Origin of the sequence: Pseudomonas sp. GD04058 (assembly GCF_029836855.1) — a bacterium.
GTDB classification, from domain to species: domain Bacteria; phylum Pseudomonadota; class Gammaproteobacteria; order Pseudomonadales; family Pseudomonadaceae; genus Aquipseudomonas; species Aquipseudomonas bharatica.
In genome coordinates this window covers 1-22,053 of the sequence record NZ_JAOECN010000059.1, presented here as the reverse complement: position 1 = coordinate 22,053, position 22,053 = coordinate 1, and the positions used below count along the sequence as shown (strand labels likewise).

14 protein-coding genes are annotated in these 22,053 nt (G+C 65.8%); 3 read left to right on the top strand and 11 right to left on the bottom strand.

What is annotated here, in order from left to right; genetic code table 11:
- Nucleotides 1-119: 119 nt before the first annotated feature.
- The 9 genes from N7650_RS26495 to N7650_RS26455 form a co-directional block, all read right to left on the bottom strand.
- On the bottom strand, nt 120-701 hold the full coding sequence (locus N7650_RS26495; protein ID WP_279900721.1) for a glutathione S-transferase: 582 nt from the start codon (nt 699-701) through the stop codon (nt 120-122).
- A complete protein-coding gene (locus N7650_RS26490; protein WP_279900720.1) occupies nt 698-4,345 on the bottom strand; it encodes an AAA family ATPase in 3,648 nt (1,215 codons plus the stop codon). The genes N7650_RS26495 and N7650_RS26490 overlap by 4 nt, the downstream gene beginning before the upstream one ends.
- The gene (locus N7650_RS26485) at nt 4,342-5,583 is read right to left on the bottom strand and encodes an exonuclease SbcCD subunit D C-terminal domain-containing protein (protein WP_009403146.1); all 1,242 of its coding nucleotides are present in this window, start codon (nt 5,581-5,583) and stop codon (nt 4,342-4,344) included. Before N7650_RS26485 ends, N7650_RS26490 begins: the two co-directional genes overlap by 4 nt.
- Before the next feature lie 271 nt (nt 5,584-5,854).
- A complete protein-coding gene (locus N7650_RS26480) occupies nt 5,855-7,471 on the bottom strand; it encodes a BatD family protein (protein WP_279900717.1) in 1,617 nt (538 codons plus the stop codon).
- Entirely contained in the window at nt 7,468-9,192 is a 1,725-nt protein-coding gene (locus tag N7650_RS26475) for a VWA domain-containing protein (RefSeq protein WP_279900715.1), read from the bottom strand. The genes N7650_RS26480 and N7650_RS26475 overlap by 4 nt, the downstream gene beginning before the upstream one ends.
- Complete coding sequence (locus N7650_RS26470; protein WP_279900714.1) at nt 9,189-10,277, bottom strand: VWA domain-containing protein; 1,089 nt, start codon at nt 10,275-10,277, stop codon at nt 9,189-9,191. The genes N7650_RS26475 and N7650_RS26470 overlap by 4 nt, the downstream gene beginning before the upstream one ends.
- Nucleotides 10,270-10,764 (bottom strand): DUF4381 domain-containing protein, encoded by a 495-nt coding sequence (locus tag N7650_RS26465; protein WP_279900713.1) that lies wholly within the window; start codon nt 10,762-10,764, stop codon nt 10,270-10,272. The genes N7650_RS26470 and N7650_RS26465 overlap by 8 nt, the downstream gene beginning before the upstream one ends.
- On the bottom strand, nt 10,761-11,705 hold the full coding sequence (locus tag N7650_RS26460; protein ID WP_279900712.1) for a DUF58 domain-containing protein: 945 nt from the start codon (nt 11,703-11,705) through the stop codon (nt 10,761-10,763). Before N7650_RS26460 ends, N7650_RS26465 begins: the two co-directional genes overlap by 4 nt.
- Nucleotides 11,706-11,709: 4 nt before the next feature.
- Nucleotides 11,710-12,669, bottom strand: a complete 960-nt coding sequence (locus tag N7650_RS26455) for a MoxR family ATPase (RefSeq protein WP_064303528.1) — start codon at nt 12,667-12,669, stop codon at nt 11,710-11,712.
- A gap of 303 nt (nt 12,670-12,972) precedes the next feature.
- Here N7650_RS26455 and N7650_RS26450 point away from each other — a divergent pair, with 303 nt between their 5' ends.
- Complete coding sequence (locus tag N7650_RS26450; protein WP_279900711.1) at nt 12,973-15,537, top strand: RHS repeat-associated core domain-containing protein; 2,565 nt, start codon at nt 12,973-12,975, stop codon at nt 15,535-15,537.
- Here the strand turns inward: N7650_RS26450 and N7650_RS26445 are convergent.
- A complete protein-coding gene (locus N7650_RS26445; RefSeq protein ID WP_279900710.1) occupies nt 15,532-15,897 on the bottom strand; it encodes a hypothetical protein in 366 nt (121 codons plus the stop codon). The genes N7650_RS26450 and N7650_RS26445 overlap by 6 nt on opposite strands.
- A 298-nt stretch (nt 15,898-16,195) precedes the next feature.
- Here N7650_RS26445 and N7650_RS26440 point away from each other — a divergent pair, with 298 nt between their 5' ends.
- Nucleotides 16,196-21,061, top strand: a complete 4,866-nt coding sequence (locus N7650_RS26440; RefSeq protein ID WP_279900704.1) for an NAD-glutamate dehydrogenase — start codon at nt 16,196-16,198, stop codon at nt 21,059-21,061.
- A gap of 414 nt (nt 21,062-21,475) precedes the next feature.
- Nucleotides 21,476-21,778, top strand: coding sequence for a DUF3077 domain-containing protein (locus N7650_RS26435; RefSeq protein WP_279900703.1), 303 nt, complete (start codon nt 21,476-21,478; stop codon nt 21,776-21,778).
- 120 nt (nt 21,779-21,898) lie between these two features.
- Here N7650_RS26435 and N7650_RS26430 read toward each other — a convergent pair whose 3' ends face one another.
- Nucleotides 21,899-22,045, bottom strand: a complete 147-nt coding sequence (locus N7650_RS26430) for a hypothetical protein (RefSeq protein ID WP_279900723.1) — start codon at nt 22,043-22,045, stop codon at nt 21,899-21,901.
- Between the last annotated feature and the right edge of the window lie 8 nt (nt 22,046-22,053).

The window sequence follows — 22,053 nt, the reverse complement described above, 5'->3', positions numbered from 1 at the left end:
GGGCACCGCCGGACCCTGTGGGAGCTGGCTTGCCAGCGATGAGGCCCTCAAGATCACCTGGTATTGTGGGTACCGCCGACCCTGTGGGAGCTGGCTTGCCAGCGATGAGGCCCTGAGGATCACCTGGCCATGATCGCCTTGAACAGCTCCGATTCCAGCCAGCCCTGCAACCAGGCCCTGAGCCTCGGGTAGGGCGCCTCGGCGAACCATTGCGGTTCGACCCCGGCGAACTGGCGGATAAACGGCAACAGGGCGGCATCGGCCAGGCTTGGGTGATCGGCGAGCAGGTAAGGCTGCTCGCCGAGCAGCCCTTCCAGGTCCGCCAGGATCACTTCCGCCTGCTGCCGATAATGCTCCCGGGAATGCTCCGGGTAGCGTTCGGCATATTTGTAGTGGTTCAGGTGAAGCTTGAACGCGTTGTCATTGCGCGCGATCAGCGCATCGATCCGCGGATCGCCATCGAGTCGCCAATCCTGCGGATCATGCTGCGCCAGCGCCCAGCGCATGATATCCAGGCTTTCCTCCAGCACCCGTCCCTCGACGCTGAGCACCGGCACCGTGCCCTTGGGCGACAGCGCCAGCATCTGCGCCGGCTTGGCCTTCAGGCTGACTTCCTCGATGTGCACCGGCACCCCGGCGTAGCGCAGCGCCAGGCGTGCGCGCATGGCGTAGGGGCAGCGGCGGAACGAATAGAGGATCATCCCGCCACCTCAAGATGGCTCAGGCCATTGCCCTGGCGGCGCACCTGGATCTGCACGCCGATCCGTTCATGCATCTCCTGCACGTGGGAAATCACGCCGACCTTGCGCCCCTGGGCCTGCAGGCCGTCGAGGGCGTCCATGGCCAGTTGCAGGGATTCGGGATCGAGGCTGCCGAAGCCTTCGTCGATGAACAGCGATTCGATACGCAGGGTGCTGGACGCCATCGACGCCAGGCCCAGCGCCAGCGCCAGGGAAACCAGGAAGGTTTCGCCACCGGACAGCGAATGCACCGAGCGCAGTTCGTCGCCCATCTCGGTGTCCAGCACCAGCAGGCCCAGCTGGCTGCCGCCGCGCTTGAGGCGGTAGCGCTTCACCAGCTGGCGCAGTTGCTGGTTGGCATGGTGCACCAGCAGGTCTAGGTTGTAGCTCTGGGCGATCTTGCGGAAGGTGTCGCCGCTGGACGAACCGATCAGGTCGCTCAGGCGCGCCCAGCGCTGCCATTCCTCGCGGGCCTGGGCGATGCGTTCGGCCAGGCTCTGGCTGGCCTGCTGGCGGCGCTGGTCCTCGGCTTGCTGTGCGCGTAGCTCGGCGCACTGGTGCTCTTGCTGGTCGAGTTGCTGCTGGCTGGCAAGCAGGGTCTGGTCCAGCTCTTCGACGCTTTGTTCGGTGAGCTGCTGCTTCTGGTGCTGTTGCAGGCGCTCGTCACGTTCCTGGAGACGCACGCTGCATTGCTCGACGGCTTTTTCGGCCGACTGCAGGCGCTGGCGCAAAAGCGCGACCTGTTCGTCGTCCATGCCGAGCAGGGCGTCGAGGCCCTGTTCGTCCAGCTCGGGATGGGCCTGGCGCCACTGGTCGATGGCGGCGTCCAGTTGCTGGCGTTCCTGGTCCAGCGCCTGGTGCTGCTCTTCGCGGGCCTTGAGTTCGCTGGCCAGGGCGGCGGCCTGGGTGCGGGCATCCTGCATCTGCTGGGCCAGGCCCGCCTCGCTGGCGCGGGCCTGTTCCACCGCCTGTTCCAGAGCGCGCTGCCAGTGATCGGCGTCGGCATGCTCGCCGATCAGCGCGGTCAGGGCCTGGCGTGCCTGTTGCTGCTGGGTTTCCAGCGCGGACAGTTGCTGGCTGCGCTGCTCCAGCGCCTGCTGGCGTTCCTGCTGCTTGGCTTCGAGGCTTTCCCGCTGCTTGAGGCGTTCGGCCAGTTCCTGCTGCTCGTCCTTTTGCTGGTCAAGCAGTTGCAGGCGGTCGCTGAGTTGCTGGTCGAGGCTGAGGAAGGTTTCCGACGGGGTTTCCCGCAGGGCCGCGAAGACGTCTGCGGGCAGCAGGGTCTCGAACTGCGCCAGGTCCTGGTCCAGGCGCTGCTGGTCGGCATTCAGGCCGTCCTGCTGCTGGTTCAGTTGCAAGGTGGCCTGGCGGTGGGCTTCGTTGGCGTCTTGCAGCTGCTGCTGAAGACGGGCGGCGTCCTGTTGCAGGGTCAGCAGGGTCTGCTGGCGCTGCTGATCGCGCTCGATATCGTCGTTGAGGCGTCGCAGTTGCAGGTCCAGCCAGGGGCTGCGGGCGGCGCTGTCGTGCTCGGACAGTTGCGGCCACAGGGCCTGGGCCTGCAGGTCCGCGTCCAGGGCCTGGAGCTGGTTGTTCAGCTCTTCCTGCTGAACCACGGAGTCCTTGAGCTGGAGGTTGATGCCGCCCACTTCGACGCGCAGGTCTTCGAGCTTGCGGGACAGGTCGTCGACGACCTTCTGCGCGGCGGCTTCCTCGCTTTCTTCATGGCGGGCGAGGTTTTCCAACAGGGCTTCCGGCTGGTGATAGGGGTGCTCCAGGCTGCCGCAGACCGGGCAGGGCTGGTCGTCCTGCAACTGCGTGCGCAGCTCCTCGACGCTGGCATTGCGGGCCAGGCGCTGACGTTCCAGTAACTGGCGGGTCAGGGTCAGGGCCTGTTGCGCTTGCTCCAGCTCCTGCTTGCCCTGCAGGCCGGTGGCGATCAGTTGCTGGCGCTGCTGCTGGGCCGTGGTTTGGCGCTCACGCAGGGCATTCAGGCGCTGTTCGATTTCCTGCTGGCGGCTCCACAGCCGGGCGAGTTCTTCGAAGCCGCGTTGCAGCTTGCGGTTGTCCTGCAACAGGGTGCCGAGCAGGGCGATCTGTTCGGCGAGGGCTTGCGGCTCGGCGGCACTTTCCTGGAACAACAGATCCAGCGACTGGCGCAGCTGCGCGCATTCCTGTGCCCGGGCCTCGGCGGCCTGGCGCAGGGCCGGCAGCTCGTCGCGACCCTTGCCCAGGCGGTTGGCGGTGAGCATTACCTGCTGCAATTGCCCGCGATAGGCATTCCAGGCGCTGCCAAGGTCGGCAAGGCCGGCAGTCTGCTCAAGCCGGGCGGCGATGCTGGCGAGACTCTGCTCGTGGCGCTGCTGGTGCTCGACCAGGGTGTCGAGCTGGTTGCGGCCTTCACTGAAGGCGTGTTGCGCCTGTTGGCCCTGCTCGCGTTCACGGGCCAGGTCCTGCTCCAGGCGGGTCAGGTTGTGCTGGATCTCGAAGGCCTGGCGCAGGTTCGGGGCGCTCTCGCTCTGCACGGCGAGGGCGTGTGCCAGCGCCTCCTTGGCGCCGCCGAGTTCCTGCTCCAGACGCAGTTGACGCTCGCCCAGTTCCGCTTGTTGCCGGCGTTGCTGTTCCAGCGCGGCGGCCAACGGGGCGAGCTGGTTGAGTACCTCCTGGCGACGGGCGAACTGGTGACGCTGCGGCGCCAGTTGTTCCAGGCGCTTCAGGTCCAGGCGTTCGGCGGCCAGGGCGTCCCACTCCTGGCGGGCGCTGGCAAGGGCCTGGGCGGCGGCTTGCTGCTGGTCCTGCAGGGCCAGCAGCTCGTTGAGCCAGGCACGTTGCTGTTCGAGCTGGCGCAACTGGCCCTGTCCGGCCTTGAGGGCTTGCTGGGCCTCGGCCAGGCGCTGGTCGAGCGCCGCGCGTTCTTCTTCGCTCATTGGCAGCACGCCGCTGGCTTCATGCTCCAGCGACCTGTAGACCTCGGCAGCGTCCCGGGCCTTGATGAAGGCACGCTGGCCGAGCTGGGTATAGATCGCCGTGTTGGTGAGCTTTTCCAGCAGCTCGCTGCGTTCCTTGTCGTCGGCCTTGAGGAAGGCGCTGAACTCGCTCTGCGCCAGCATCACCGCACGGGTGAACTGGGCGAAGTTGAGGCCCAGGCGCGACTCGATCAGTTGTTCGTATTCGCGCTTGCTCTGGTTGCTCAGCAGTTGCTGGCTGTCCAAGTCATGCAGGCTCTGGCGGCTGCCCTGCAGTTTGCCGGTGGCCTTGTCGCGGGCGCGGTTGGCTTCCCAGCGGGCGCGGTAGCGGCGGCCGTCGATGCCGACGAAATCCACCTCGGCGAAGCAACTGCCGGTACCGCGACGCAGCAGGGTGCGCGGGTCGTTGGTGAGGATTTCGCCGTCGGCATCGGGCACCTTGGTTTCGCGGCCGATGTTTTCCAGGCGCGGCACCGAGCCGAACAGGGCCAGGCACAGCGCATCGAGCAGGGTACTCTTGCCGGCGCCGGTCGGCCCGGTGATGGCGAACAGGCCGGCACTGGCCAGGGGTTCGGCGGTGAAATTGATTTCGAAAGGCCCGGCCAGGGAGGCCAGGTTCTTCAGGCGGATGGCGAGGATCTTCATGGCTGTTCCTCCTGCTGCTGGACTTCCTGCAACAGCAGGGCGAAATCGGCCAGGGTGCTGTCATCGGCGGCGCTGCCGTAGGCCTGTTCCCAGGCGCGGGCGAACAGGTCCTGGGGGCGCAACTGGCCCAGTTCCACCAGGCGCTCTTCTTCCTTGCCATCGGCGCCGATGCGCCCGGCGTATTCGGCGCTGATCCGCACCAGGCGCACGGCCTTGCCTTGCAGGGCGGTTTCCAGCTGCTGGCGCAGGTCGGGTTGCGGTTCATCCAGTTGCACCCGCACTTCCAGCCAGGGCTGACGGTGCGGGTCGTCGAGCAGATCGACCACCGGCAGCTCGGCGAGCTGTTCGAGAATCTCCGCCAGCGGCGCCGGCCCGATCCGCTGCAGCGCCACGGCGCGCGGCACGCTGCGGCTTTCGACGCTGACCAGCTTGTTGCCCTTGAGCTCTACTTCGAGGATCTGGTGCGGGTATTTGATTTCCGAGAACGACAGCGGCAACGGCGAGCCGCTGTAGCGTATGCGCTCCTCGCCATTGACCTTCTGTGGCTTGTGCAGATGGCCTAGGGCGACATAGGCGATGTCCGCGCCGAACAGGCTGGCGGGCAGGGCCTCGGCGTTGCCGATGATCAGGCTGCGCTCGGAGTCCTCGGACACCGAGCCGCCGGCCATATGGGCGTGGCTGATGGCGATCAGCGCCTGCTTCGGCTGGCGCCGCTCCAGGGCCGCGGCGATCAGTTTCTCGTGGACCTGGCCGATGCCGCGCAAGTAATCCTCGCCCAGGTGCGGGCCGGTGACTTCGGCCGGGCGCAGGAAGGGCAGGGCCAGGCACCAGGCCTCGACCTTGCCCTTGGCGTTGGTCAGCGGCACCAGCAGGCGCTCGCTGTCGAGCTGGCCTTCGTCGAGCCACTGCACGCGGCCCAGGGCATGGGTGCGCAGGCTGCGCATCAGCGGGCCGGGCAGTTCGATGCGCGAACCGGAATCGTGGTTGCCGGCGATCATCACGATGGTCAGGGCTGGTTGTTGCTCGTGGGCCTTGACGATGAAGTTGTACAACTGTTCCTGGGCCTTCACCGGCGGGTTCACGGTATCGAAGATGTCGCCTGCGATCAGCAGGGCATCGGGGCTGCGCAGCTTCAGCTGGCCGAGCAGCCAGTCGAGGAAGCAGGCATGTTCGAAATCGCGCTCCTGGCCGTGCAGGGTTTGCCCCAGATGCCAGTCGGAGGTGTGAAACAGACGCATGGATAGTCCTGTGACGGGGGCAGGATGGAAAACCGGTAATGGTACCTGAAATATGTGGTGTGCTTGCGGGCCTCATCGCTGGCAAGCCAGCTCCCACAGGGTCCGCGGTGCATGCGATCCCTGTGGGAGCTGGCTTGCCAGCGATGAGGCCCTCAAGAACAACATAAAACTATTGGAATAAATCATCTGCAGGCCCTCATTCCGGGACCGCCGGCGCCGACCCTGTGGGAGCTGGCTTGCCAGCGATGAGGCCCTGAAGAACAACAGAAAACTATTTGGGATAAAGCGGCGGCAAGCTGCCGTTCTCGCCCTGGGGCGGCTGGGGCTGTTCGGCGGCAGGAATGGTACTGATCGCCTTCCACAGGTCCTCGCCTTGCCAATACTGCCCGGCCTCGCTGTACAGCGCGCTGTTCAGCCCGTCCAGGGCATCGGACAAGGGCACGAAGCGCGCGGCCATGTCGGCCAGGGTCTGCGGTTGCTGGCGTGCCCAGGCATCGAGGGCCTGGCGGGTGGCCTGGGGGTCGTTGGCCAGGCAGGCGCGCTTGAGGTCGTCGAGCAGGGTCCGCGGGCTGGGGCCGGCCTGGATCACCCGGGCCACTGCCGGCTGCGAGCGCGCCCGCCACCACAGGGCGAAGCCGGCCAGGGTGGTCAGGGCGAGGATCAGCGTGCTCAGTTGCCATGGCCAGAGCAGGCGGCTGCCCTGGTCCGCCGTCAGGCCCGGGGTTTCGGTCAGCGCCGGGTTGTCCTGCACCTTTAGGCTGCGCGCCGGCAGGCTGCTGTGTTCCAGATGGTTTTCGCGGGTGTTCCACCACGTCACTTCCAGGGCCGGCAGCTCCAGGTTGCCGCTGTGGGTCGGAACCAGCGCCTCGCGCTCTTCGCGGCTGCCGATCAGGCCGCGCTCGTCGATCTGGTTGCGCAGTTGCGGCTGGTCCGGGTAACGGCGCAGGCCGGCGATTTCGCTGACCGGCAAGGGCGTGAGCTGAGTACTGGACAGCCCCTCGGCCTTGAGCAAAACGCTGCGGGTCAGGGAGTCGCCGATCTGGATCGGACTCTGCGCCGGGTCCGGGCTCCAGTGTTCTTCCAGGGTCAGGCTGCGTGCCGGCAGCCAGGGCGTGCCGGCCGGGTAGCTGGGCGGAATCGGCCTGACCTGCAACGGCAGCTCCCGCGAAGCCACCCGCACCTGGGTATTGCCGGCGGCATTCGGGCTATCGCTGTCAGCCCCGGCGCTGGTGGCGCTGAAGGTCAGCGAGGGGACGGTCACGGCACCGCTCTGCTGTGGGTACAGGGCGTAGCGCATTTCGATCACGCCGTGGCGGATGCCGTTGATCAGCTTTTCATAGGTGCGCGATTCACCCAGCGGCTCGATCTTCACCCCTTCCATTTGCAACGGGCTGAGGCTGCTGTCGTCGTACAGCGATACCGAGTGGTAGATGCGCAGGGTCAGCACGGCCTGGGCCTGCACGTAGACGCTGGCCTGGTCGAGGCTGGCTTCGATGAAGACCGGGGCGAGGAGGGTCGCCGGGGTGTCTTCGGCCGCCTGCACCTGCAACTGGATCGGCGCGCTGTGCAGTTCGCCCAGGCTCAGCGCGGGGATTTCCAGGGTGCCGGCACGGCGCGGCATCAGGGTCACCACCCAGCGCGTGGTGGCTTCGTTCTGCCCGTCGAGGGTATTGAGGCTGTTGAGCTGGCGGGTGCCGCGCACCTCGAAATCCGCTTGCAGCGGCGTCAGGTCCGGCTTGCCGAACTGGGTGACATCGCGGATTTCCAAGGTCAGCTCCAGGGTTTCGGCGGTGCTCAACTGGCTGCGGTCGACACTGGCGGCCAGCTCCTGGGCCTGGGCCTGCAGGGCGAAGAAAAGACAGAAGACGAAGGCGCAGACGCGGCTCATCGATGGGTTTCCTGAAGTTGTTGCTGTTCGTACCAGAATTTGCGTCGCAGCAGTTGCGATGGATTGTCCGGAATCTGCCGCAGCCATTGCTCCAGGGCCTGGCGCTGCTCGGCGTCAAGCGTATTGCCGGTAGGGCGCTGGGGCGGCCGGGTGGTGGACTCGTCGTCATCGCCGGCGGGGTTCTGCGGCGCCTGTACGGCGCCCGGATCCTGCTGCTCCTGGGGTTCTTCGCCGGGTTGTGCGGTTTCCTGCTCGCTGCTGCTCTGCTGTGGGTTGTCGCTGCTTTCGCCGGGCAGCGGCTGGGCGTTCGGCTGCTCCTGCGGTGCTTGCGGCTCTTCGGCGGGTGGGGTCTGTTCCTGCTCGCGCTGTTCCAGCAGTTGCTCGACCAGGGCCTTGTTGGTCAAGGCCGGTTGCAGGTCGGGCTGGCGCTCCAGGGCCTGTTCATAGGCATCCACCGCCGCTTCCAGCTCGCCGCCGAGGGCCAGGGCGTTGCCGCGGTTGTAATGGCCGGCGGCGCTGTCGTCGAGGGCGAACTGGCGTGCCGCTGCGGCGTAGTCGCCGGCCTGGTACAGGGCCCAGCCTTTCCATTGCGGGTCCTGGAAGTGCCTGGCCGCTTCCGCCGGGCGCTGCCGTTCCAGCAGGTGCTGGCCCTGCTGGTCGGGGCGGCGCCACAGTTCGTTGAATTCGAAGGCATAGGAGGGTTGCGGCAGGCACAGCAGCAGCGGCAGGCAGAACAACCAGCCGCGGCGCCCGGCACAGGCGGCCAGCAGCAACAGCGGCAGGAGCAGCCAGTAGCCCTGGTCGGCCCAGGTATCCAGTTGCACGGTCTGGCCATCGCTGCTCAGCGCCCGGGGCTGGTCGAACAGGCCCAGGCCGCGCAGGTCGAGGTCGTCGATACGGGCATGCCGGTAGCGGCCGCCGAGCTGGCTGACGAAGGGCTTGAGGCTGCTGCTGTCCAGGCGCGGCACCAGGATCGCGCCGTCGGCATCCTTGAGGAATTCGCCGCTGGCCTGCCGCACCGGCGCCCCTTCGGCGCTGCCGATGCCGAGCATCAGCAGCGGCGGCCCGTTGCGCCCCAGGGCCTGGGCGATGCCCTGGCGTTCCGCGTCGGTCAGCGACGAGGCAATCAGCAACAGCCGGCCCTGGCCCAGGCCCGCCTGGGAGAGCAGCGCCAGGGCCTTGCCCACGGCCAGGTCGGCGCGCTGCCCGGCCAGCGGCATGATCCCCGGCTCCAGCGCTTCGAGCAGGTTGCGGCTGGTGCCGAGGTCGTCCGACAGCGGCACCAGGGTATGCGCACTGCCGGCGTAGACGACAATCGCGGTCTGGCTGTCGCGGCGGTGTTCGAGCAGGTCGAGGATCTTGCGCCGGGCCTGTTCCAGGCGGGTGGGCGGGGTGTCCTCGGCGAGCATTTCCGGGGTCAGTTCGAGCAGGATCACCAGCGGGTCGGCGGGGCGCTGGCGGGTTTCTTCCAGGCGCTCCCAGCTTGGCCCGAGCAAGGCCAGCACGCCGAGCATCCAGGCCAGGCCGAGGGCGATCCACGGCAGCTTGCTGTCGTGGCCGCTGCCACCGCCGAGCAGCACGCCATGGAACGCCGGCGGCAGGATCATCTGCCAGCGCCCGGCGCGCTTCTGCCGGTGCCAGAGTTTCCACAGCAGCCAGCCGAGCAGCGGCAGGGCCAGCAGCCACAGCGGGCGCATGAAGTGCGGCCAGAGTTCGCTCATCGACGCCTCCGCAGACGCAGGCGCTTGAGCCGCTGGCGCCATTCCGGGTGCGGCTGGAGGAAGTCCGGGCGGCGCAGCAGGCGCTGGAGCAGCCGTTGCAGCAGGTGGTCGGGCCAGCGTTCGCGGATCACCAGGGCCAGGCTCAGCAGCATCGCCCCGGCCAGCGGCCAGGCATACAGGGCTTCGGCGGTACGCGCCTGGGTGGGTTGCTGCTCGACCGGTTCGAGCAGGTCGAGGGTGTCGCCGATGCTTTTCAGCTCGGCACCGTCGCGGGCGCGGAAATACTCGCCATGGGTGATCTGGGCGATCTCGCGCAGCGAGGCTTCGTCGAGGTCCAGGCTCGGGTTCAGGCCGATCTGCCCGGCCGTGCCGCTTTCCTCGGCGCTGGCGCCGATGCCGATGGTGTAGATGCGGATGCTCTCCTGGGCGGCCAGGCGCGCAGCGGTGAGCGGGTGGATCTGCCCGCCGTTGTTGGCGCCGTCGGTCACCAGGATCAGCACCCGGCTGTCGGTCGGGCGCGCGCGCAGGCGCTTGACCGCCAGGCCGATGGCGTCGCCGATGGCGGTGTTCTTGCCGGCGATGCCGATCTGGGCGTCGTCGAGGAAATTGCGCACGGTGCGCCGGTCGAAGGTCAGCGGCGCCTGCAGGTAGGCCTGGCTGCCGAACAGGATCAGGCCGACGCGGTCGCCTTCGCGCTGCTGGAGGAAATCACCGAGCAGGTCCTTGACCAGCGACAGGCGGCTGACCTCTTCGCCGTCCCAGCTCATGTCCGGGTAATCCATGGAACCGGAGACGTCCACCGCCACCAGCAGGTCGCGGCCGCTGGCGGCCACCGGCAAGGGTTCGCCCAGCCACTGCGGGCGGGCCGCGGCGCACAGCAGCAGGAGCCAGACCAGCACGAAGGGGGCCTGCTGGCGCAGGGTCGGCAGGTTCAGGCGCGCGCGGCGGCCGGCCAGGCCTTCCAGTTCGTCGAGGAAGCTGACCTTGAGCACCGGCTCGCCGCTGTCGGCCGCCGGTAGCAGCAGGCGCGCCAGCCAGGGCAGCGGCAACAGGGCGAAGACCCACGGCCAGGCCAGTTCAAACATGCTTGCGGATCCAGGTTTCGACCGCCTGGTTGAGGCCGGCGATGGCTTTGTCGTCGAGGCGGCATTCGGGCTTGTAGGTGCCTTCCACCAGCACCATCCAGCGGGTCAGCCCGGCAGCCGGGCAGCGGTTGTCGAGAAAGGCCAGCCATTGGCGTCCGTTGAGGGTATGGCTGTGGCTGTCCGGGTAGTGGTTGCGGCACAGGCGCTTGAGCAGGGCGTTGATCTGCTGCAGCCAGGCGCCGGCATGGGCGCCGTCGTAGGGCTTGGGCAGTTGCGCCAGTTCGGCCAGGGCGGCGACGCGGATCGGGTCCAGCGGCTGTTCGGCGCGCGGTACCCTGGCCTTGCGCGGCCGCCAGTGACGCAGGCGCCACAGGCCCCAGCCCAGCAACGGCACGAGCAGCAGCAAGGCCCACCAGCCCGGCGCTGGCGGCCAGGCGCTAACAGGGGGCGGGGCGATCAGCGGTTGCAGTTGCGCCAGTGGGTTCATCGCGGTTTGCCTGCCCGTTGAGGGTCAAGGTATTCGCGCAGTTGTTCGATCATTTCGCTCTGGGTGCTCAGCGGCATCAACACTACCCGCAGCTTTTGCGCGAGCATTTCCCAGCGCTCGATACGCGCCTCGCTCTGCTGGCGATAGCTCTGGCGCAGGTTGCTGTCGAGGGTATCGAGTTCCAGTTGCGCGCCGCGCTGGGCGAAGCGCAGCAGGCCGGCGGCGGGCAGGGCGTGGTCGAGGGGGTCGGACAGCGGCAGCAGGAGCAGGTCGCAATGCCGCGACAGCAGGCTCAGTTGCTGTTCCACGCCGGGATTCAGGGCGCGCTCGTCGCACAGGATGATCGCCAGGCTGCCCGGGCGCAGCACCTCGCGGGCGCGACGCAGCGCAGTGCCGAGGTTGTCGCCCTGGGGCACCGCCTCGGTATGCAGCGACTGGTTGACCCGGGCCAGGCGGTTGAGCAGTTGCAGCAGGCTCTGCTTGCTGCGCCGGGGCTTGATTTCGTGGTGCTCGTTGTCGCCGAACACCAGCCCGCCGATACGGTCGTTATGGCCCAGGGCAGCCCAGCCGAACAGGGCTGCGGCCTGTGCGGCGAGCACCGACTTGAACATCAGCCCGGAGCCGAAGAACAGCCGCCGGCTCTGCTCGACCATGATGAAGATCGGCCGCTCGCGCTCCTCGTGGAACAGCTTGGTGTGCGGCTCCAGGGTGCGCGCGGTCACCCGCCAATCGATATTGCGCACGTCGTCGCCGGCCTGGTACACCCGCACCTGGTCGAAATCCACGCCACGCCCGCGCAGCCGCGAATGGTGCAGGCCGACCAGCGGGCTGCGTTGGCCGGGAGCGGAAAACAGCCGGACCTCGCGCACCCGATGGCGCATCTCGATCAGCTCGCTGAGGCCGATGCGGATGCCGGGGGCGGCCAACAGTTGACTGGGCATGGGCTCAGGCAACGGCGACGACGTCGAGGATGCGCTGGATCACCCGGTCCTGGTCGATCCCGGCAGCCTCGGCCTCGAACGACAGGATGATGCGGTGGCGCAACACGTCGAACAGCACCGCCTGGATATCCTCGGGGCTGACGAAATCGCGCCCGGCCAGCCAGGCATGGGCGCGCGCGCAGCGGTCCAGGGCGATGGACCCGCGCGGGCTGGCGCCGTAGGCGATCCAGTCGCCCAGCTCGGCGTCGTACTTGGCGCCGTTGCGCGTGGCCATGACCAGTTGCACCAGGTATTCCTCCACCGCATCGGCCATGTACAGGCCGAGGATCTCCTTGCGCGCGGCGAAGATCGCCTGCTGGCTGACCCGGCGCTCGGGCTTGGTTTCGCCGTTCAGTGCTTCACCGCGGGCCTGCGACAGGATGCGTCGCTCCACCGCTGCATCGGGGAAGCCGATCTTCACGTGCATCAGGAAGCGGTCGAGCTGGGCTTCCGGCAGGGGATAGGTGCCTTCCTGCTCGATCGGGTTCTGCGTGGCCATCACCAGGAACAGCGGCGACAGCTCGTAGGTGCTGCGGCCCACGCTGACCTGGCGCTCGGCCATGGCTTCGAGCAGGGCCGACTGGACCTTGGCCGGGGCGCGGTTGATCTCGTCGGCCAGCACCAGGTTATGGAAGATCGGCCCTTGCTGGAACACGAAGCTGCCGGTTTCCGGGCGATAGATCTCGGTGCCGGTGATATCGGCCGGCAGCAGGTCGGGGGTGAACTGAATGCGATGGAACTGCGCCTCGATACCGTCGGCCAGTTCCTTGATGGCCTTGGTCTTGGCCAGCCCGGGGGCGCCTTCGACCAGCATATGGCCGTCGGCCAGGAGCACGATCAGCAGACGCTCGACCAGTTTCTCCTGGCCGAGGATCTGGGTGGAAAGAAAGGTGCGCAGCGCGATCAGCGCTTCACGGTGTTCCATCGTGACGGTTCCTGGAGTGACGCCGGGGCGGCATGCAGCGCCCGGACAGGGGCTGATACTTTAATCCATCCAGGGGGGCGGCGACTAACGGTACGGGGGAAATCTTTTACGGGGGGAGGGCGGGTTTCTGGCATCAAATACGGTATTCAGGATGTTACGCGTACCCTGTGGGAACCGGCGTTGCCGGCGATGAGACCAGTAGCCTCGCCACACATCGCGACTGGCCGGACCTGTTATTTCTGCCAGTTGGCCCCGGCGAATGGCAGGAGTACAACCGCTACAACGAATTGCTGGAGCCGTCCGGTGAATCCTTCGGTGCATGCCCACACCCCGGTACTGAACGTGATCGACGGTCGCGGGCTGGAGGTGCGCCGGGTGGATTATCACCGGGCGCAGGTGGGGCAAGCGGCCGAGCGGCGGGTACAGGCCAGCCGTTTCGATGCCGCTGCCCGGCAGCGCGAGCAGTGGGATGCGCGGCTGTTCGAGGGGCAGGGCACGGCGAACCAGCGGCAGTTGACCAGCCTGTCCGGCAGGGCACTGCTGGACGAAAGCGGCGATGCCGGCTGGCAATTGCTGTTGCCGGGCGACGCCGGGCAGGTGCTGGAGCGCTGGGATACCCGGGGCGGACACTGGCAGACCGGCTATGACGAGCGCCTGCGGCCGCTGTCGATTCGCGAAGCTGGCCGGCTGGCCGAGCGCTTTATCTACGCAACGGAAGAGGATGTGAATCGACGGGGCCGGCTGCTCCGGCATGACGATGAGGCGGGCAGCCGGACGGTCATCGGCTACAGCCTGGGCGCTGAAGAATCCGGGGAAACCCGCTGTTTTCTTGAATCGCTCGAACTGCCGGACTGGTCGCAGGCGCCGTCCCTGGAGCCGGGCGAGGGTGAAACCACCCGCCATGTACATGGCCCGCTCGCCTCGGAAAAGCTCGAGCAGATCGATGCCCGCGGTAATCGCCAGGTGTTCCGCTACGGGTTGAATGGCCAGTTGTCTGCTCTGACGGTGAATCTCGCAAGCGGCCCGGAGCATCGGGTGCAGGCCGATATCCGCTACAACGCTCAATTGCAGATCGAATCCCGGACGGCCGGGAATGGCGTGGTCAGCCAGTCGCACTACGATCCGGCCAATGGGCGTCTTGTGCGCTTCAGTGCCAGCCGCCCGGGGCGCTCGATGCTCCAGGACCTGGTCTACGAGCATGATCCGCGGGGCAATGTGCTGCGGATCGAGGATCACAGCCAGCCCGTACGGCATTTTGCCAACCAGCGGGTCGACCCGGTCTGTGCCTTTCTCTACGACTCGCTTTGCCAACTGATCGAGGCCAGCGGACGCGAGGCGGCGGGCGTCGTTTCCGGCCCGGACTTGCCGGAACTGATGCCGGATACCAGCCAGTTGCTGAATTACAGCGAGTTCTACGGCTACGACGCCAGCGGCAACCTGGTTTCCCTGAGGCATATCGGCCAGCAGCAATGGACCCGCACCTTCGAGGTGGCGGCGCACAGCAACCGTGCGTTGCCCGCGCCCGCAGACCCTGCGACCGGGTTCGATCCGAACGGCAACCTGCTCGAACTGGCGCCGGGCCAGCCGCTGCAATGGAGTGCCCGCGACCGACTGCTTGCTCTGCGCCAGGTGACGCGTGCGAACGCCCAGGACGATGAGGAACAGTATCGCTACGGCGGCGATGGCCTGCGCGTACGCAAGGTTGCGGCGCGCCTTGTGGCCGGGCGCATGCAGCACGGCGAAACCCGTTATCTGCCCGGCCTGGAACTGCATACCCGGCAAGGGGAAGCCTTCGCGGTGCTGCAGGTCGAATCCTGCCGTTGCCTGGTCTGGAGCGAAGGCCAGCCCGAGGGCATTGCCGGCCCGCAATGGCGCTACGGTGTTAACGACCTGTACGACAGCAGCGCACTGGAGCTGGACGGCGAAGCCCGCATCATTACCCACGAAGGCTATTACCCCTTCGGCGGCACGGCCTGGTGGGCGGGGCGTTCGGCGCTGGAGGCGGGCTACAAGACACGCCGCTATTCAGGGCGGGAACGGGACAGCAGCGGGCTTTACCAGTATGGGCTGCGCTACTACGCGCCGTGGCTGGCGCGCTGGATCAATCCGGACCCGGCGGGGGATGTGGATGGGCTGAACCGCTATGCGATGGTGCGGAACAACCCGGTGACGCGGGAAGACCGGCATGGGCTGGTCGGGGCCGACAAGCAGGCCGTGGTTGCAGAGCCGGCGCGCCGGCAATTCGTGAGTCAGCATTTCACCCACGAGGTCGAGGGCTACACGGTGAGTTCCACATACGTCGATCAAAATTATGTCGAGAGCCGGTTCACCAACACCTACGAGCCCGACCAATGGCTGATGGAGCACAACTATAAGAAAACCGACACTCGCTCGTTCTATGCCAGCGATGTGGCGCTTCATCAACTCGAACTCGTCTACGGTAGCCTGGACAGGGTGCCCCGGCCCTCGACCATCGTGCGTAGCAACGTCGTCAACCTCAAGGCAAGGGATGCGCTTGCCGGCCTGGCAAGCGGGTCCGAAAAGCTGAAACGGGTGTTTTTCGACGAAACCCTCAATGGCAAGACTACCCGGCACTTGATGCAGGCCATGAAGCTGGAGCCTGCCGCAGTCACGGTGGATTTCCAGCCAGGCATCTTCAAGCCGCGGATGTACATTACCGTCCATGTCGCCAACGCCATGCCGGATGCCGGTCGCCTCGTTCGCTCAGGCAATGGCGATGGTCACTCGACTCAAGCTGGTCAGCAGGCGCGTAGCGACTCCCGGCAAGGGGCAGATGAGTGGCGCGACTTCCCTGTCGCCGCAGGCGTGCGGGTCCACTACAGGAAGCGCAGTGAGACCTGGCTATGAGGCTGAGTGCTCGACGACCAGGGTCCCGACCCCCTTGAGAAGCACCTCCAGCACCGCCTCGATCTCATCCAGGTCATCGCCCAACGCGCTCTCGATATCGATCTCCAGCACATCATCCCCACCAAACAGCTCGGTTGCCCCCGGCGCCGTCTCGATCAGCAGGCGGGTGGCGCTGAGGGTCACCTTGATATCCCGCAACGCTTCGCTTTCATCCTCGATCATCAGGCCGACCTCGTCTTCATCGGGGTAGCGGCTAAGGATGAGCAGGCGCCCATCGGTGTTGCTACTGCCGAGGGTAGCGAGGTTGTCTTCTTCGTCATCGCAAGCGTTGCCGAAGATCAGCGCGGAAGTCAGTTGCATGGTGCAGCTCGATCAAGGAAATGAAACGCAAGTGTGCCAGCGTTTGCCCCCGGGATGAATCTCCGGCTGCACCTGCCTGTCCGAATATGTCGCAGCGTCGGAAGCGGCGGCGGGCGGGCTGTCGTTAAGCTGCGTTGTCAAAGGATGACCGTACGGTCCCGGACGACCCAGGTTCCAGCAGCACCGCTCTTTCTCATTTCTCCCTCCGCCGCGCCCGCCATTGGCTATGGTTGATGCGGGATATGGCGGACACGCGCGACGCTTCATTCAAAAACAAAGCCCAAGCGGAGTACCACAGATGGCGTTTTTCACCGCAGCCAGCAAAGCCGACTTCCAGCACCAACTGAAAGCCGCCCTGGCGCAGCACATCAGCGAGCAGGCACTGCCACAAGTGGCGCTGTTCGCCGAGCAATTCTTCGGCATCATCTCTCTGGACGAACTCACCCAGCGGCGCCTGTCCGACCTGGTCGGCTGCACCCTCTCTGCCTGGCGCATCATCGAGCGCTTCGACCATGCCCAGCCCAAGGTCAACGTCTACAACCCCGATTACGAGCGTCATGGCTGGCAGTCGACCCACACCGCCGTGGAAGTCCTGCACCATGACCTGCCGTTCCTCGTGGACTCCGTGCGTACCGAACTGAACCGCCGCGGCTACAGCATCCACACCCTGCAGACCACCGTGCTGAGCGTGCGCCGCGGCAAGGACGGCGAACTGCTGGAAATCCTGCCGAAAGGCACCCAGGGCGAGGGCGTGCTGCAGGAATCGCTGATGTACCTGGAGATCGACCGCTGCGCCAACAACGCCGAGCTCTCCGTACTGGCCCACGAACTGACCCAGGTACTGGCCGAAGTGCGCGTTGCCGTGGCCGACTTCGAGCCGATGAAGGCCAAGGTCCGGCAACTGCTGGAACTGGTCGAGCAGACCCCGTATCCAGCGGTCGCCGGCGAGAAGTCCGAGGTCAAGAGCTTCCTCGAATGGCTGGTGGGCAACCACTTCACCTTCCTCGGCTACGAGGAATTCGTGGTCAAGGCCGACGCCCAGGGCGGCCAGCTGGTGTATGACGAGCAGTCCTTCCTCGGCCTGACCCGCCTGCTGCGCGCCGGCCTCACCGCCGAAGACCTGCGCATCGAAGACTACGCCGTCGCCTACCTGAACGAGCCGCTGCTGCTGTCCTTTGCCAAGGCCGCCCACCCGAGCCGCGTGCACCGCCCGGCCTACCCGGACTACGTGTCGATCCGCCAGCTCGACGCCGGCGGCAAGGTGATCAAGGAATGCCGCTTCATGGGCCTCTACACCTCCTCGGTGTATGGCGAAAGTGTCCATCAGATCCCGTACATTCGCGACAAGGTCGCCGAAGTCGAGCGCCGTTCCGGCTTCGACGCCAAGGCCCACCTGGGCAAGGAACTGGCCCAGGTGCTTGAAGTGCTGCCCCGCGACGACCTGTTCCAGACCCCGGTGGACGAGCTGTTCAACACCGTGATGTCCATCGTGCAGATCCAGGAACGCAACAAGATCCGCGTGTTCCTGCGCAAGGACCCGTACGGCCGCTTCTGCTACTGCCTGGCCTATGTGCCGCGTGACATCTATTCCACCGAAGTGCGGCAGAAGATCCAGCAGGTGCTGATGGAGCGCCTCAAGGCCAGCGACTGCGAGTTCTGGACCTTCTTCTCCGAATCGGTACTGGCCCGCGTGCAGTTGATCCTGCGGGTAGATCCGAAGAACCGCATCGATATCGACGCGAAACAGCTGGAAAACGAAGTGATCCAGGCCTGCCGCTCGTGGCAGGACGACTACGCCGCGCTCACCGTCGAAGCCTTCGGCGAAGCCCAGGGCACCAACGTGCTCGCCGACTTCCCGAAAGGCTTCCCGGCCGGCTACCGCGAGCGCTTCGCCGCGCACTCGGCGGTGGTCGACATGCAGCACCTGCTCAACCTGTCGGAGAAAAAGCCGCTGGTGATGAGCTTCTACCAGCCGCTGACCCAGACCGGTAAGCACATCCTGCACTGCAAGCTGTACCACGCCGACACGCCGCTGGCGCTGTCCGACGTGCTGCCGATCCTGGAAAACCTCGGCCTGCGCGTGCTCGGCGAGTTCCCGTACCGCCTGCGCCACACCAATGGCCGCGAGTTCTGGATCCACGACTTCGCCTTCACCTACAGCGAAGGCCTCAACCTCGACATCCAGCAGCTCAACGACACCCTGCAGGACGCCTTCGTCCACATCGTCAACGGCGATGCGGAAAACGACGCCTTCAACCGCCTGGTGCTGACCGCCGGCCTGCCATGGCGCGACGTCGCCCTGCTGCGCGCCTACGCCCGCTACCTCAAGCAGATTCGCCTGGGCTTCGACCTCGGCTACATCGCCAGCACCCTGAACAACCACACCGACATCGCCCGCGAGCTGACCCGGCTGTTCAAAACCCGCTTCTACCTGGCGCGCAAGCTCACCAGCGAAGACCTCGAAGACAAGCAACAGCGCCTGGAACAGGCGATCCTCAGCGCCCTCGACGACGTCCAGGTGCTCAACGAAGACCGCATCCTGCGCCGCTACCTGGACCTGATCAAGGCCACCCTGCGCACCAACTTCTACCAGCCCGACGCCAACGGCCAGAACAAGTCGTACTTCAGCTTCAAGTTCAACCCCAGGCTGATCCCGGAACTGCCGAAACCGGTGCCGAAGTTCGAAATCTTCGTCTACTCGCCGCGCGTCGAAGGCGTGCACCTGCGCTTCGGCAACGTCGCCCGCGGCGGCCTGCGCTGGTCGGACCGCGAGGAAGACTTCCGCACCGAAGTCCTCGGCCTGGTCAAAGCCCAGCAGGTGAAGAACTCGGTGATCGTCCCGGTCGGCGCCAAGGGCGGCTTCCTGCCACGGCGCCTGCCACTGGGCGGCAGCCGCGACGACATCGCCGCCGAGGGCATCGCCTGCTACCGCATCTTCATCTCCGGCCTGCTCGACATCACCGACAACCTCAAGGACGGCGGCGTCGTGCCACCGGCCAACGTGGTCCGGCATGACGACGACGACCCGTACCTGGTGGTCGCCGCGGACAAAGGCACCGCCACCTTCTCCGACATCGCCAACGGCATCGCCATCGACTATGGCTTCTGGCTCGGCGACGCCTTCGCCTCCGGCGGCTCGGCCGGCTACGACCACAAGAAAATGGGCATCACCGCCCGTGGCGCCTGGGTCGGCGTGCAGCGCCACTTCCGCGAGCGCGGCATCAATGTGCAGAAGGACGTCATCACCGTGGTCGGCATCGGCGACATGGCCGGCGACGTCTTCGGCAACGGCCTGCTCATGTCCGAGACCCTGCAACTGGTCGCGGCCTTCAACCACTTGCACATCTTCATCGACCCCAACCCGGACCCGGCCACCAGCTTCGCCGAGCGCAAGCGCCTGTTCGACCTGCCGCGTTCGGCCTGGAGCGACTACGACACCAGCATCATGTCCGAGGGCGGCGGCATCTTCCCGCGCAGCGCGAAAAGCATCGCCATCACCCCGCAGATGAAAGAACGCTTCGCCATCGAAGCCGACAAACTCACCCCGACCGAACTGCTCAACGCCTTGCTCAAGGCCCCGGTCGACCTGCTCTGGAACGGCGGTATCGGCACCTACGTCAAATCCAGCGAGGAAAGCCACGCCGACGTCGGCGACAAGGCCAACGACGCCCTGCGCGTCAACGGCAACGAACTGCGCTGCAAGGTGGTGGGCGAGGGCGGCAACCTCGGCATGACCCAGCTCGGCCGCGTCGAATTCGGCCTCAACGGCGGCGCCACCAACACCGACTTCATCGACAACGCCGGTGGCGTGGACTGCTCCGACCACGAGGTCAACATCAAGATCCTGCTCAACGAAGTGGTGCAGGCCGGCGACATGACCGAGAAGCAGCGCAACCAGCTGCTCGGCAGCATGACCGAAGAGGTTTCCACCCTCGTCCTCGGCAACAACTACAAGCAAACCCAGGCCCTGTCCCTGGCCGCGCGGCGTGCCAAGGAGCGCATTGCCGAATACAAACGCCTCATGGCCGACCTCGAAAGCCGCGGCAAGCTCGATCGCGCCATCGAATTCCTGCCTTCGGAAGAGCAACTGGCCGAACGCATCGCCGCCAACCAGGGCCTCAGCCGCGCCGAGCTCTCGGTGCTCATCTCCTACAGCAAGATCGACCTCAAGGAAGCGCTGCTCAAATCCCTGGTACCGGATGACGACTACCTCACCCGCGACATGGAAACCGCCTTCCCGCCGTCGCTGGTGCACAAATTCGCCGACGCCATGCGTCGCCACCGGCTGAAACGCGAAATCGTCAGCACCCAGATCGCCAACGACCTGGTCAACAACATGGGCATCACCTTCGTCCAGCGGCTCAAGGAATCCACGGGCATGAGCCCGGCCAACGTCGCTGGCGCCTACGTCATCGTGCGCGACATCTTCCACCTCCCGCACTGGTTCCGGCAGATCGAAGCGCTGGACTACCAGGTGCCGGCGGAAGTGCAGCTCACCCTGATGGACGAACTCATGCGCCTGGGCCGCCGCGCGACCCGCTGGTTCCTGCGCAGCCGCCGCAACGAACAGGACGCGGGCCGTGACGTCGCCCACTTCGGGCCGCAGATTGCCGCACTGGGCCTCAAGCTCGACGAACTCCTCGAAGGCCCGACCCGCGAACGCTGGCAAACCCGCTATCAAGGCTTCGTAGAGGCCGGCGTACCGGAACTGCTGGCCCGGATGGTCGCCGGCACCACGCACCTCTACACCCTGCTGCCGATCATCGAAGCGTCCGACGTCACCGGGCAGAATCCGGCTCAGGTGGCCAAGGCATTCTTCGCGGTGGGCAGTGCACTGGATCTCACCTGGTACCTGCAGGAAATCAGCAACCTGCCAGTGGAAAACAACTGGCAGGCGCTGGCCCGGGAAGCGTTCCGGGATGATATTGATCTGCAGCAGCGGGCCATTACGATTTCCGTATTGCAGATGGCGGATGCGCCGGAGGATATGGATGCAAGGGTGGCGTTGTGGATGGAGCAGCATCGGGTGATGGTGGAGCGGTGGCGGGCTATGCTCGACGACCTCCGTGCGGCGACCGGGACTGACTATGCCATGTATGCGGTGGCTAACCGGGAGCTGGTGGATTTGGCGTTGAGTGGGCAGGCGGCGGTTTTGCCGTCTTGATGGTATGAGGTGAAACAGGAAGGCCCTGGCAGTGATGCCGGGGCCTTCTTGTTTGGATTACAGGTGTCGCATAGCGCTACAAAACTTCCCCCGTTTCCGACTTTCTTGTAGGCAATTTCCCAATCATACTTCGGCGGCTTTTCTGCCGTTGCGCTCTTGGGAAACGGTGCCTACGCTTCGCCGGTCGCTGTCTTTCAGCGATCGGGTTTGGTAGCCCGGGTAAATCAAGACGCACGAAATCCCCCTCAACGGTCAGCGCTGTACGTGCCTGCCGTTGCCTGTCATGGGGGCTGTGCGTGGGGCGCCCTCGGGCGCGCCGGGTTCCTTGATTCCCGGTCTACCAACCTGCGCACAGCCGCCACCCACTCGTTTGGTAGCGAACGGTGCCGGCTCCACTAATCAAGGAGTTGCACAATGAACAAGATCGTTCCAGATCCCCCTCGGCTCGCTACGGTGCACACGCAGTTCAGTGCCTGTAATGACAGTCACAAACCGCTGTTCGCGGTGTGCGAGGGTGTGGATATAGAGGATGCGCTGGTGCATCTGTCCATGACGCTGAGATCGGCGTTCGAGACGAATACGCAGGTGTGTGAGCAGGTTGACCGGGCGGTGGGTGGGTTGGCCTGGGCTACTTATCATTCGTTGGAGATTGGGTTGGCGTTGGTGGAGGCGTTGTTGGGTGGGTTGGCGGGGGAGGGGCGGGAGGGAGGCGATTGAGGTGGGGTTGGGCCGCGTGAGCGGCCTATTCAACTGGTGCTACTGACGGTGGGGTAGCAGTAGTTTGGGTTGCCATCATTAATTTAGGCAACTGATCAGGCTTGCAGTGAAGCGTATGAGTTATACGTTATTTATTATATTCCGAATTTGCTCTATGCTCAGCCATGGACGCTTAGAGTGGACGAGGCGATGGCAGTTTGCACAAAGGAGAACAAGCTCAGTGAGCTTGGTTTTTTCTCCAGGTTTTAATGTATGAACCGGCTTGATGTGATGGA

Coding starts and splice junctions, on each gene's coding strand:
- N7650_RS26475 (WP_279900715.1), bottom strand. CDS start 9,192: ATGAGCGAACTCTGGCCGCACTTCATGCGCCCGCTGTGGCTGCTGGCC.
- N7650_RS26460 (WP_279900712.1), bottom strand. CDS start 11,705: ATGCCCAGTCAACTGTTGGCCGCCCCCGGCATCCGCATCGGCCTCAGC.
- N7650_RS26490 (WP_279900720.1), bottom strand. CDS start 4,345: ATGAAGATCCTCGCCATCCGCCTGAAGAACCTGGCCTCCCTGGCCGGG.
- N7650_RS26495 (WP_279900721.1), bottom strand. CDS start 701: ATGATCCTCTATTCGTTCCGCCGCTGCCCCTACGCCATGCGCGCACGC.
- N7650_RS26435 (WP_279900703.1), top strand. CDS start 21,476: ATGAACAAGATCGTTCCAGATCCCCCTCGGCTCGCTACGGTGCACACG.
- N7650_RS26485 (WP_009403146.1), bottom strand. CDS start 5,583: ATGCGTCTGTTTCACACCTCCGACTGGCATCTGGGGCAAACCCTGCAC.
- N7650_RS26480 (WP_279900717.1), bottom strand. CDS start 7,471: ATGAGCCGCGTCTGCGCCTTCGTCTTCTGTCTTTTCTTCGCCCTGCAG.
- N7650_RS26470 (WP_279900714.1), bottom strand. CDS start 10,277: ATGTTTGAACTGGCCTGGCCGTGGGTCTTCGCCCTGTTGCCGCTGCCC.
- N7650_RS26465 (WP_279900713.1), bottom strand. CDS start 10,764: ATGAACCCACTGGCGCAACTGCAACCGCTGATCGCCCCGCCCCCTGTT.
- N7650_RS26445 (WP_279900710.1), bottom strand. CDS start 15,897: ATGCAACTGACTTCCGCGCTGATCTTCGGCAACGCTTGCGATGACGAA.
- N7650_RS26440 (WP_279900704.1), top strand. CDS start 16,196: ATGGCGTTTTTCACCGCAGCCAGCAAAGCCGACTTCCAGCACCAACTG.
- N7650_RS26455 (WP_064303528.1), bottom strand. CDS start 12,669: ATGGAACACCGTGAAGCGCTGATCGCGCTGCGCACCTTTCTTTCCACC.